Here is a 10,822-nt window from a genome sequence, read left to right on the forward strand (position 1 = left end):
GTCGTATGGTCAGCGGGGCCAGTGGCGGGCCAGCTGCGGCGGGCATACGCCGCAGGGCAGGGTCGTGGCGAAGCCGGTGGCCTGGCTGGCGCGCAGCTGACGAAGCCGAATTTTGGCGACATCGGCACGGGACTCGACGTCGGCGATGGCCCGGCCCAGGTCGTCGGCGCAGACGACGGTGGTGGTGACGAACAGCGACATCAGGCCCACCCCGGACCCGGTCGCTTCTTCCCGCGCGGTCTGCAAGGCCCGCTCCCGGTCGGCGTGGTCGCGAGCGGACTCGTCGCGTTTCTGCGCCCGGTTGTACGCCGACCGGAACGCTGCGGCGTTGACCTCGCTCTCCACGATCCGAGCGGCCTCCCCAGCGGGGAAAGGTCGATACAGCAGCGAAACCCGCTTCGGGTACGGGCCGGGTGCCAGCAATCGGGCGAGGACGTCCGCGTGCACGTGCTGACGTGGTGCCTCGTGCCATGCCCATGACACCGAGGTGCCGGAGTCGTGCACGTACCGGTCGAGGTGCTCCTCGGCCATCACCGGCCCGGCAGTGTCCCAGTCCAACCACCGGCTCAGATCAAGACCGGGAGTCGCCGCCAGCCGGGCCATGTCACCTCGGCTGGCCGGGTCGAACGCCGTCCGCACGATGGCCGAGATTTTCTCCGCGCTGGCTCGGCCGAGGACGGTCAGTCCGCAGCTGCCCAGCGAGTCCTGCAGACCCGGCAAGGTCCGGCTGATCTCCTCCAGGGCCTCGTCGAGGTTCTTGGGTTTGCTGGGGGAGGCGCCGGGCTTGAAGGCCACTGACACCCGGGTTTCCACGTCGGCAGCGGCCGCTGGGGACACCTCCACCAGCCGTTGCAGCACCCGTCGGGCGGAAGCCGGACCATGTGGGACGATCCGTCGGCTGACGTGGTCGGCCAACCGGGAACCCGGATCCGGGGCGGTGTCCACGGTGACGGTGACGTGGTCGACGATCGGCAGGTAGCCCAGGTTCGCCAACCAGCCGCCCCAGTTGGACACCCACGCCGCGCTCGCGTCGGGATCGGCCAGCCAGGTCGACGTGGCCGCGCAGCGCAGCGTCACCGTCATGGTGCCCAATCGGCGGTTGTAGACCACCCCGTACCCGTCGGCACCTTCGTCCGCGACGGTCAGCAGAGTTGTCGGTGCGAGCACACCCGGCAGTTGCCAGGCATGTTCGCCGGCCACCATCACCCCGGAGCGGTACGAGGTGTAGCCGCGGCTGGTGCCGATCAGCCATCGCACTCGCTGTGCGATTCCGGCCGACAGCGGCACCCCGTCCCACCGCAGGACCAGTAGCACCACGAGCAGCACACAGGGTCCGGCGGCAACGGCCAGCGCCCGCAGTCCCATCGATCCGGAGATGATCAGCGCGGTTATCGCCGCGAGGACGACGAAGGTCTGCGTCGGTCCGAGGCCGAACAGCCCCATGCCCCGCGCCCGCCGCCAACCTCCGTAGGTGCGGATTTGCGCCTGGTCGCTACTCATGACGGCGTACTTCCGTCCCACATCGCGGAGCTGGCTGTGTTCGCGCCCGCCTTCGCTGCCGCGGCCCCGGCCTGCGCGGCCAGGACGGTACCGATGACGACCGGTGCCGCCGGCCCGGTCGCGGCTCCCGCCGCCCCGGCCGCCGCGGTGCCACCTCCGGCCGCCGCGCCACCCGAGGCCGCGGCGCTACCACCGCCGGATGCGGTAGCGCCGCTACCGGTGGGCACAGTGGTCGTGGGTGTTACCGGACCCGGCATGCCGCCAGCAGTGGCGTTACCGCTGATCACCGTCGGCGCGCCACCGGTCGTACCCCAACCGGATCCGCTCGTGGGCGAGGGCGCGGACGGAGTCGGCATGGCCCCGGTGGGGCTGTTGCCGCCGCCGTTACCCGGACCCCTCGAGTCCATGTAGCGGGCGTGGTCACCGGCGCTGTGACCGCCGGCCGCTCCGCGTATCGAGGACGCGGCGTGCAAGCCTGCGGCGGCGCCAGCGCCGGCCATGCCGAGGCCTCCGCCCCCGGAGGCGACGCCGCCGGTGAAGACGGTGAAGAACTTCATCAGCGCGGGTAGGGCGATCACCGACAGGGCCAGCATGCCGAGGCCCATCAGCCAGTCACGCCCGTTGCCGCGCATCATGACGAACGAGGTGGCGTACACGGACACTGCCGCTGGCTTGTACAGCGCGAGCGCGAGCGACCAGCCGAGGGTCTTGTGTAACCACTGGCTCGTGCCTCGGGTGATGGAGCCCGCCGCTGCCAGCTGCAGCAGTCCGGCCAGGATGACCACGGCACCTTCGCGGAAGACCATCAGGATCGTCTGCGCCACGGCCGCGAGGATGACAATGACACCGACCAGGATCATTACGAACGGGGCCACCTCGGTGCCGGGAAGCAGCAGCGTCCCAAGCGCGGCGCTCATCGCCTCGTTGGGTGGTTCGTTGGACTCCTTGAAGATCGCCTCGTTCAGCAACCATGTCGAGTAGCTGTCCCCGGCCTTGAGGACCAGGTGAGTGCCGGCAACGCCGACACTGCCCCACAGGGCGGTGTTCCAGACTCCCCGTACCGCCTGCAGAAGCGGCGCGCCCTTGCGGCTGATGACGATGGTGATGCCCTGCCACACCAATCCACCTACCAGGACCAGGATCGTGATCGGCAGCATGAACCCACGTAGCTGTTGCGCGGGCCCAGCAGCCCCGTTGCACTGGGCCACCCAGTCGGTGGCCCACTGACCCGGGTCAGATCCGCTGGTTGGGCACAGGTCGTTCGATGGGATGAGCGTCCAGCTGGTCAGCAGGCCGGCGACCCACTGAATGGCGTCTTTCGTCGCGTCAGCCAACCCATCGAGGAGCGCGTCGACCATGGAATCCCGCACGGCACCCGGGGCCTGGACGCCGTCAACGATGACGCCGGCGCAGGTCGCGGGCATGAAGGGGTTGCAGAAAGGCACGACGATCACCCGCCTGCGCTGAAGGGAAGGAACATGGCGGTGTACGGATCCAAGACGACGGTCACGGCTTGATCGAACGTCCCGCCGGCGGGTGCCAGCAGCGCCCAGTCCGAACCCCTCCAGCGCATACGCACCTCGGTGCTGACCATCAGCGACCTACCCGAGCCGTCTGGTGCCTCCGTCAGCAGGCGCAAGACCGCCTCGTCTTCGGTGTAGTTGACGATCCGGTAGCCGAGCAGAGTCGCGTTCAGGCGTCCGACGGGCTGCCCATCCGCCACGCCCGTCTGGCCGCGCAGCTCGTCATACGCCTGCGTGACCTGAACCCGCATCGCGGCCGCGTCCGCTCCGACGATCTGAGTACGCAGCGTGGGCTCGAAAACAGCCGGACCGACCTGCGGGTTGACGCGCACGACGATGTGTACGGCGGCCAGCACGGCACCACCAGGATCGTGCGCAAATCCCCGGGCCTGACCCTCACCGGAGGCGCGAGGACCGGACTGCCGCGACACTGGCACCGAGACCCCCGCGACGTCGACCCAGTCCAGGTCACGAGGCAGGACTGCCTGCCCGTTGGCGGTGGTCTCGGGACGAAGCAGCATCGGTCCCAAGGTCGAGGAAGCAGGACGATCCGAGTCCGCGTCGAACACGATCGCCACGGCCGCAGCGCCGAGCACCGCCGCAGCGGCCAAACAGAGGGCGGTAACCCGGCGACGCGTGGTGCGGTGGGCGCGAGTGATGACGTCGTAGGTCATGACTCAGCCCGGCAGAACTGCGCCGACGACCACGGCCGCAACCGCGCCGCAGGTGAGCCCGGCCAGCACCCACGGGATGCCAGCCGCGCCGTCGGCCGCGAACGCCGACCGGTTCCGGCGACCGACGGCCATCATGATCCCGCAGACAAGCAGGCCGCCGACGCCAGCGACGATGAGGATCCACTTCATCCAGCCGATGAACAGATTCCCCGTGGCCTCGAGGCCAGGTGGGGCGGCGGGCGGGGGAGTAGGCGCCAGGACGTCGAGCGCAACCCCAGCGAGGTAGTGAGCAAACACAGCAGTCTCCCGAAGGTCACGATGCCCTCGGTTGGGCATCTGCCCTGGACCTTCACCGGGTAGGGCTGACGGCAGACTTGACGCTGGGATTGCTGCCACCGTTACCGCCGCTACCAGCTGCGACTGGCAGCGGTAACGGCCTTCGCAACTCGGCACCGTCGTGGACATGAACGCGCGAACTCGATCAGCAGCGGCACTCGCCCTGATGCTGTCCGTTACCAGCTGTTCCGCCGGCGGACAGCCGGCGCCGACCGCGCCGAGCACAACCAGGGCCGTGTCCGCCCCCAATTCGGCTGGCGTCGTTGCCCCGGTGCCGCCGCCTTCGCAGGCCGGGTTCGCGTACGCCGACCCCGGTGAGGTGTGCACCCGGTTCACTGCGGCTCTCTACAGCGCCGACACGCGGCGGGATGCTGGACCGGACGACGCCTATAAGCGCGCCGCCCACTTTGCCGGCGGCGCACTGGCCGCACAGAGTCCGGCTGCCAGGCGGGACGGTCGTTGGGCAACCTGGGCCGAACACCGGGCGTACGTCGACACCGCCGTGGAACCCTTCGTCGACGCACTGCAACCAGCAGATACGGCGATCTCCGCACGGCGCACGGTCCGGGTGACCGCAACGCCCCTCAGTGAAGACGGCTGGCGCGGCTGGACTGAGTACAGTCTGCTCGACTGCACCCTGCGCCGCGGCGGCCCGGACGGATCCGGCTGGCGGGTCGCCGGATACGAGATCCGCCAGGAAGGTCTGCGATGAGCAGGCCTTGGGCATTCCTCGCGGGAGGGCTCGCCGTTGTGGTCCTGGCGCCGCTTGCGCTGATCGTGTTCGTTGCCCTCGCGCTGCTCGGAGCCAGCCCAGCGATGGGCTGCACCATCAACCCACCGAGCGTTTCGCCTGGTGCTTCGGCTGCCCCGCCGGAGTGGCCTGGTCGGGGCTCCTGGACCTCCGAGCAGGTGGGCAACGCGGCAGTCATCGTCTCCGTCGGGGCCGAGCTGCACGTGCCGCGCTACGGCTGGGAAATCGCCGCGGCCACCGCGATGCAGGAGTCCAGCCTGCGCAACCTCGGCCACCTCGGCGCGGACAACGACCATGACTCGCTCGGGCTGTTCCAGCAGCGACCCAGCCAGGGTTGGGGCACCTCCGAGCAGATCCTCGACCCCCGCTACGCCGCCCGGAAGTTCTACGAGCGCCTCGTCAAGGTCGACGGCTGGCGTGCCATGCCGCTCACCCAGGCCGCGCAGGCCGTGCAGCGGTCGGCGTTTCCTGACGCGTACGCGAGGTGGCAGCCCGAGGCGCAGCAGTTGGTCGCTCTCATCAGCGATGGCATGAACATCGTCTGCACCAGCGACGGCGGAGAAGGGCTGCCGTCCCTGGATGACGCTGGACTGCCCGACGGCTTCCTGCTGCCGTCGGACCCGCAGCTACGAGCAGTCGTCGCCTTCGCCCTGGGCCAGCGCGGCAAGCCCTACGTCTGGGGCGCCGAAGGGCCGGACAGCTACGACTGCTCCGGCCTGATGATGGCCGCCTGGGCCAAAGGCGGCGTGCAGATACCCCGGGTCACCGCCGACCAGGTCCACACCGGTGCCGCCGTCCCATCCCTGGCAGCCATGCAACCTGGGGACCTGATCTTCATCCCCGGGTCGGACGGCACGATGACCCGGCCCGGCCATGTCGGGATGTACATCGGTGTTGATCGGAGGGGACGGCAGTACCTCGTACAGGCGCCCAAAACTGGTGACGTCGTAAAGGTCGTCGCGGTCAGCAAGTGGAGCCGGCAAGTTGCCGCAATCCGTAGGCCGACGCCGTGACGGGGGCCGGCAGCTGTACTCGGTCGGATGATCTGCGGCAGCGAAGGACACAGGCTGGGCGTTTCCAGCAGCGCACTCGGTTGCACTAAATCCACGGGTGTTGATGAAAGCACGGCGACATTCTTTTGGGATTGACCTGTCCAATTTATGGCAATTGCCAAGCGGTAATCTCGTGTGGACCGGGATTGATTGTCGGATGCCTTACATTCTCTCGCTCGTATGGGGCATTCGGTGTTTGGTGTTGTGGTGCTGGTGGGTGGCGCTTCGTTTGGACTCTGTTTAACCTATGTCGGCCCTTGTTGATCTTAAATCGGTGTTTTCGATTGCTGGTCGCGTGGTTTCTACCGTGTTCATAACCAAGGAGTCTGGGTGGCGCAGACGGTTGCTGTGCGGGTGGGCGCGGTTGAGTTACTCGTCGAGGTCATGCCTGTGGCTGGTTCTCAGCAGACGTCGGCGGGCGGACGCGTCGATCGGGCCGTGGACTATGCGGCGGGTGCGTTCGAGCGGGCGCAGTCGGCCGTGGAGGAGATTGCGGTGTCGACGGCGCGGATGGTCGGCCGGGTCACACGCCGCGTCGGTAGCCCAGAGTCGGTGGAGGTCGAGTTCGGGCTGAAAGTGTCGGCCAAAGGTGACGTGATCGTTGCGGGCGCCTCGGGCGAGGCATCACTGAAGGTGAAGATCATTTATGGCGCGAGTGGTGACCGTACGCTTCGAGGGCCGGGCGAAGCGGACCCGGACGACGTCGACACCGACGCCGAGGAACCGCAGGACGGCGCGTCATGACCGTGCGGGTGGTCGGGTACGACTTTCTCGGCTGGGTCGCTGCTGACGGTGCGGCGCCTGTCGGCACCTGTTTCCAGGTCGAGCCGGGTGTGCTGGTCACCGCCCACCATGTTCTCGCGGAGATCGGTGCGGCGGCGGTGGGATGCGTGGTGCGGGTCGGACCCGTCGGCGGCCGTGCTGGATGGGACGCGACGGTGCAACGCGTCGACGAGGTGCACGATCTGACGGTCCTGCGCGCCGAGCAGCCTCTGTTGGGGTCTGTTTCGCAGGTGGTCGTCTCCGACGGGGTAGGGGACAACGAGGCGGTGACGACGGCCGGCTACCCGACGGTCGAGGACGACGGGCACGAGTACGATCTGCTGGCCGCGGGGGGCCACTGGCGCGGACCGGCGCTGCGAGACGGCGTGTTGTGGTCACGTCTACAGGCGGACGCGGTCCTGCCGGGTATGAGCGGTGCGCCGGTGCTGCGGGCGTCCGACCGGGCGGTGGTTGGCGTGGTCTCCGGCCGCTACAACTCCCAGGACGGGTGGCTGGCAGGTGCGGTGTGGGTGTCCCGGGTCGAAGACCTGTCCGCGTTGCTGGATGGGGTGGCGTCGGTCGTCGTCGAGGAGACGGTGCCGGCGAATGGGCTGCTGGACCTGGTGCTGACGGTGTCGCAGTCGCAGGTGCGCCTGTCAGGGTGTGGGCAGGATGTGACGGCGGCGCATCGTGGTGTGTCGTCCGGTCTGGCCAACGCGTTGCAGGACGTACGTCGGGAACGCGCTCGCCGGCGTGCGGTGACGCGTGACCTCGCGGCCGGCGGCCAGGCTTTCGGTGTGGTGTCGTTGCGGCGTGCCGGTGAGTTGTTGGCGGAGTCGTTTCTGCCGGTCACGGTGGCGCAGGCGCTGGCCTGGGTGATCCGCCGGGCGCAGCGGGAGCATGTGCCGGTGCGGGTGGGGGTGCAGGCGCCGGACTGGTGGTGGCTGCCGTGGGAGGCGTTGCCGGAGCCGGTGACCGGCCGTCCGATGGTGCTGCACGAGCTGGTGTCGGTGTATCGGAGGGTGGAGGCGGCGGGTTCCCGGTCGGCGGCGGCGCCGGGCCCCTTGCGGATTGTGGTGGCGATCGCCTCGCCGGAGTCCGGCGGTGGTCCGCTACTGGATTACGAGCGGGAGTTGGGCAGTGTCCTGGACGCGGTGCATGGGGCGCACCGTAGCCGGGCGGTGGTGCGGATCCTGCCGTTCGCCACGACGGCGGCGATCCGTGCGGTGCTGGACGAGGACACCACGCATGTGCTGCATCTGTCCGCGCACGGTGCGCCGGGCCTCCTGCACCTGGAGGACGAGCAGGGTGATCGCCGGTTGGTGGATCCGGAAACCCTGATAGAGGAGGCGATTCCGGAGGGCCGGATGCCGCGGGTGATCTCACTGGCCGCCTGCTACACCGATGCCGACGGCGAGGATGGTGCGGGGTCGTTCGCCGCCAGGCTGGCCCGGCGGGGCGCGGGCGCGGTGATCGCGACGCAGACCTCGGTCACCGACGTGTACGCCACACGGTTGTTCGCCGCCGTGTACGCCGAGCTGGCGGCTTCGGCGCGGCCGGATGTGGTCGCGGCGGTGGCACAGGCCCGTCGGCGCGTGCAACGAGACCTTGCCACCGCCCCGGACCCGCTGACCCAGGCGGTCGCGGGCATGGACGAGTGGAGTGTGGTCAGCGTGCTGGCCGCCGCACCGTCGGTGACCGTCGCGGACGGCGCCGCACCAGCCGAACCTCGCGCGGAGATCGTGCCGGACCTGGGCGGCCTACTCGCCCGGCCGGTCGGGCAGTTCGTCGGTCGCCGGCACGCCCAGCGCACCCTGCCCGGCCTACTCAATGACGGCACCGGTACGGCGGTGCTGCTGCACGGTATCGGTGGGGTCGGGAAGACCACCCTGGCCGCCGAGGTGGTCCGCCGCCTGCTGGACACGTCGCCGGACTGGCGTCTGGTCACCGTGACCGGGCCGGTCACCGTCGACGGGCTGTTGACCGCGGTCGCCGACGCGGCCCGCCGGGAGCTGGTGCTGCGGGCACAGTTCAGCGGCCCACCGATGGTCGCGGTGCAGGCGGCCGGCCGGGTGGACCTGCCCTGGTCCGACCGGTTGGCGTTGCTGCGCGATCAGGTCCTGGCCGGCACGAGGATCGTGGTGGTGCTGGACAACTTCGAGGACAACCTGATCCGTGACAGCGGCATTGACGCCGGTTGGTCAATCGGGGATCCCGGGCTGGCGGGATTGCTCGCCGCCTGGTTGACCAGCCCCGGCCGTAGCCGGCTGCTGATCACCAGCCGTTATCGGTTCGGGCTACCCGATCCGGCCGCCGAACGGCTGCATCCTTATCAGGTGCCTCCGCTGACCCTGGCCGAGACCCGAAAGCTGCTGTGGTCGCTGCCCCGCCTGGACCGGCACGCAGCCGATATCGACGCGCAGCAGCGGATCTGGCAATCAGTCGGTGGGCACCCCAGGGCCTTGGAGTACCTCGACGCGCTGCTGCCCGGCAACGGCGGCGACCCTGCTGGACAGGGCCGCTTCACCGACATCACCCGACGCCTACGCCAGGCTGTCGAAACACGGCTCGGTCCTGCCGGCACGGTCGCGTGGCTGGCCCGGCAGCGCACCTTGGACGCAGCGCTGGCCGACACGGTCACGCTGGCCGCCGACGATGTCCTGCTTACCGAGCACCTGACCCGCCTCGACTCCACCGAAGGCGCGGTCCGGCTGCTGGCCGGGATCAGCGTCTACCGCGAACCCGTCGACGTCAACGGGCTGCTGTTCCAGATCGGCGTCGCGAACCCGGATGCGGAATTGGAACAGCAGCCCGGCGGCAGGGTAGAGGCGGCCGCCCAGATCAGTGACCTTCTGTCGCGATACGCACTCGATTCGAACGGGCTGGCGGAGGCACTCGGGCAGGACAGTCCGCTGACCCCGGCAGACGGCGAACGTCTCGCCCGGCTTCTTGAGCAGGCACGCCGACCGCCTCAGCCCCCGTTCGCCGCACCACCGGGCATGACCGGGCTGGTCCGGCAACTCGCACAGAGCAGTCTGATCGCCACCGTCGATGACGTCCGGGTGGTGATGCACCGCTGGACCGCCACCGAACTGCATCGCCACTGGAATACCGACCACGGTCCGCACCACCGCCCCGGGCTGGTCACCGCCGCCCACCACGCCGCTGCAAAATACTGGCGGTGGCGCGTCGGGACCTGGCGGCAAGATCGGTTCGATGACCTCCACGATCTTGACGAAACCCGTCACCACCTGCTGGCCACCGATGATCTGGAAACCGCAGGAATCATCACCGAGCACATCTGCAGCCAACTCGACGAGTGGGGGGCATGGGACCGAGAAATCAGCCTCATCCACGACACCCTTCGCTGGCTGCCGGAAAATTCACCCCGCCGCCCGGCCTGGTACCACCAGCTCGGCCTCCTCGCCCAGTATCGGGGCGACTACGCCGAGGCCGAACGCCGTTATCGGCAATCCCTGACCATCAACGAGGAGCTGGGCAACCGGGCCAGCATGGCCACCAGCTACCACCAGCTCGGCACCCTCGCTCAGGATCGGGGCGACTACGCCGAGGCTGAACGCCGTTATCGGCAATCCCTGAGCATCGAAGAGGAGTTGGGCAACCGGGCCGGCATGGCCACCAGCTACCACCAGCTCGGCACCCTTGCTCAGGATCGGGGCGACTACGCCGAGGCTGAACGCCGTTATCGGCAATCCCTGAGCATCGACGAGGAGTTGGGCAACCGGGCCGGCATGGCCAGCAGCTACGGTCAGTTCGGCATCCTCGCTCAGGATCGGGGCGACTACGCCGAGGCCGAACGCCGCTACCAGCAATCCCTGAGCATCGACGAGGAGTTGGGCAACCGGGCCGGCGTGGCCACCAGCTACCACCAGCTCGGCACCCTTGCTCAGGATCGGGGCGACTACGCCGAGGCCGAACGCCGCTACCAGCAATCCCTGACCATCAAAGAGGAGTTGGGCAACCGGGCCGGCATGGCCACCAGCTACGGTCGGCTCGGTACCCTCGCTCAGGATCGGGGCGACTACGCCGAGGCCGAACGCTGCTATCGGCAATCCCTGACCATCAGAGAGGAGTTGGGCAACCGAATCGGCATGGCCACCAGCTACCACCAGCTCGGCACCCTCGCCCAGTATCGAGGCGACTACGCCGAGGCCGAACGCCGCTACCAGCAATCCCTGACCACTGACGAAGAGCTGGGCAACC

At 69.0% G+C, this 10,822-nt stretch carries 8 protein-coding genes; 4 read left to right on the forward strand and 4 right to left on the reverse strand.

Going from position 1 to position 10,822, the window contains the following annotated elements; all coding sequences use genetic code 11:
* Positions 1-9: 9 nt before the first annotated feature.
* Genes AB0F61_RS13595 through AB0F61_RS13610 form a run of 4 tightly spaced genes read right to left on the reverse strand, consistent with a single transcriptional unit; the run spans position 10 to position 3,886 of the window.
* Positions 10-1,500 carry an SCO6880 family protein gene (locus AB0F61_RS13595; protein WP_357808330.1) on the reverse strand — a complete coding sequence of 497 codons (1,491 nt, stop codon included), beginning with the start codon at positions 1,498-1,500 and terminating at the stop codon, positions 10-12.
* Positions 1,497-2,954 (reverse strand): hypothetical protein, encoded by a 1,458-nt coding sequence (locus tag AB0F61_RS13600; protein WP_357808332.1) that lies wholly within the window; start codon positions 2,952-2,954, stop codon positions 1,497-1,499. Before AB0F61_RS13600 ends, AB0F61_RS13595 begins: the two co-directional genes overlap by 4 nt.
* Positions 2,951-3,697 (reverse strand): hypothetical protein, encoded by a 747-nt coding sequence (locus AB0F61_RS13605; RefSeq protein WP_357808335.1) that lies wholly within the window; start codon positions 3,695-3,697, stop codon positions 2,951-2,953. The genes AB0F61_RS13600 and AB0F61_RS13605 overlap by 4 nt, the downstream gene beginning before the upstream one ends.
* 3 nt (positions 3,698-3,700) lie before the next feature.
* Positions 3,701-3,886: a hypothetical protein gene (locus tag AB0F61_RS13610; RefSeq protein WP_232233993.1), complete on the reverse strand. Its 186-nt coding sequence runs from the start codon at positions 3,884-3,886 to the stop codon at positions 3,701-3,703.
* A gap of 274 nt (positions 3,887-4,160) precedes the next feature.
* Between AB0F61_RS13610 and AB0F61_RS13615 the strand changes: the two genes are divergently transcribed.
* From AB0F61_RS13615 to AB0F61_RS13630, 4 genes are all read left to right on the forward strand, one after another.
* Positions 4,161-4,745 (forward strand): hypothetical protein, encoded by a 585-nt coding sequence (locus AB0F61_RS13615; protein WP_357808338.1) that lies wholly within the window; start codon positions 4,161-4,163, stop codon positions 4,743-4,745.
* Positions 4,742-5,797 carry a C40 family peptidase gene (locus AB0F61_RS13620; protein WP_357808340.1) on the forward strand — a complete coding sequence of 352 codons (1,056 nt, stop codon included), beginning with the start codon at positions 4,742-4,744 and terminating at the stop codon, positions 5,795-5,797. The genes AB0F61_RS13615 and AB0F61_RS13620 overlap by 4 nt, the downstream gene beginning before the upstream one ends.
* Positions 5,798-6,166: 369 nt before the next feature.
* Positions 6,167-6,580, forward strand: coding sequence for a CU044_2847 family protein (locus tag AB0F61_RS13625; protein ID WP_357808343.1), 414 nt, complete (start codon positions 6,167-6,169; stop codon positions 6,578-6,580).
* The coding region (locus tag AB0F61_RS13630) for a tetratricopeptide repeat protein (RefSeq protein WP_357808346.1) at positions 6,577-10,822 on the forward strand (4,246 nt) is incomplete at its 3' end. The genes AB0F61_RS13625 and AB0F61_RS13630, both read left to right, overlap by 4 nt.

The sequence above is a fragment of the Micromonospora sp. NPDC023888 genome (assembly GCF_040639415.1).
In the GTDB taxonomy this organism is placed as follows: Bacteria; Actinomycetota; Actinomycetes; order Mycobacteriales; family Micromonosporaceae; genus Micromonospora.

Bases quoted from the DNA above. Each gene is read 5' to 3' on its own strand.
- AB0F61_RS13610 (WP_232233993.1), bottom strand. From the start codon at position 3,886: ATGAAGTGGATCCTCATCGTCGCTGGCGTCGGCGGCCTGCTTGTCTGC.
- AB0F61_RS13615 (WP_357808338.1), top strand. From the start codon at position 4,161: ATGAACGCGCGAACTCGATCAGCAGCGGCACTCGCCCTGATGCTGTCC.
- AB0F61_RS13620 (WP_357808340.1), top strand. From the start codon at position 4,742: ATGAGCAGGCCTTGGGCATTCCTCGCGGGAGGGCTCGCCGTTGTGGTC.
- AB0F61_RS13595 (WP_357808330.1), bottom strand. From the start codon at position 1,500: ATGAGTAGCGACCAGGCGCAAATCCGCACCTACGGAGGTTGGCGGCGG.
- AB0F61_RS13605 (WP_357808335.1), bottom strand. From the start codon at position 3,697: ATGACCTACGACGTCATCACTCGCGCCCACCGCACCACGCGTCGCCGG.